The sequence below is a fragment of the Pseudoalteromonas sp. SG41-2 genome (genome assembly GCF_014164535.1).
Lineage (GTDB): Bacteria > Pseudomonadota > Gammaproteobacteria > Enterobacterales > Alteromonadaceae > Pseudoalteromonas > Pseudoalteromonas rhizosphaerae.
Genome location: NZ_JACJFK010000094.1, coordinates 1 through 1,013, shown reverse-complemented (window position 1 = coordinate 1,013; position 1,013 = coordinate 1). Strand labels below are relative to the sequence as shown.

General features: G+C 38.8%; 2 protein-coding genes. Both read left to right on the top strand.

Features of this window, described 5'->3' with window-relative positions; genetic code table 11:
- On the top strand, window positions 1–453 hold a 453-nt coding region (locus H5186_RS22550), incomplete at its 5' end, for a T6SS immunity protein Tdi1 domain-containing protein (RefSeq protein ID WP_182762839.1).
- A gap of 246 nt (window positions 454–699) precedes the next feature.
- Window positions 700–1,013: hypothetical protein (locus tag H5186_RS22545; protein ID WP_259398601.1), on the top strand; the 314-nt coding region annotated here is incomplete at its 3' end.

Below are 1,013 nucleotides of genomic sequence, written 5' to 3'. Positions count from 1 at the left end.
ACCCCGTTTGAGCAAGATGATATTTATTATGTTATAGCGCGTAATGCCTGGGGCAATTTAAAACTCTACGGTGAGAAAACCGGACATTCTGTGGAAATCAGCCCTTACCTTAATTGGATGCGAACAAAAAAAGGAAATCAGCAAGATATTGAAGCTGGCAAGGCTAACCAAACAATAAAAAGTTTCTTGACATGTCAGGATCCAGATAGTTCTGATATAAAAAGCAGCCAAAAGAAACCACTTTTCCCTGCGGCATTAAAAAAATATGGCCCACTCAATGCTAATGAAGTGTACGGCTTTGCGCCATTTTTATTTATGGGTGGCGAGAAAAAAATCAAGAATATTGAAAAGTGCGATATTTTTGCCCATTTGAATTTAATTGCCGACATGGGGGATATGGAAATTATTGATATGGCTTCTATGGTACGTGGCGCTATTAAGCAGTACGAATAACGCTGTATGCAAATATGCTTGTGGCCTTTTTAATCTGGACTGGGCTACAAAACTTAAAAATACTAAAGTGCTCGGTTAGATCTTAGTGTGTTTTTAAGCAGTTTATAACAATAAAGACGTTATAATTTAAATTTAAACCGTGCAGCCAAAGCACTAATTCACTAGGAATTACCGGCTCTTTAACAACATGGATGTTGTTTGGCTAGGCGCTAATACAGCCGCTGATTAGTGCCCTGCCTTTCATTTTTGCACAGAGTAAATTCGATTATTCGTAGCAGCGGGTTTACCCCGCGACATAATTCCCCTGCAGCCCACAACGAACTACTATTTGATGATGACGACAATGAGCCAAAAGTCATTTTACAAACTCTCGCCAGTGAACATTACTTTGAGTTAAATGCTAAACAATCAGGCCGCCAATTCATAGAATGGATAAGCCAACTTGGGACGATAAACTTACACGCCGGGCGCGATTTATGCCTAGAAACCGAGCAAAACAATGTACAGTTTGTGATAAAGAACAATCAATTTATTGATGTTAAAAATGAACTCAAACAACA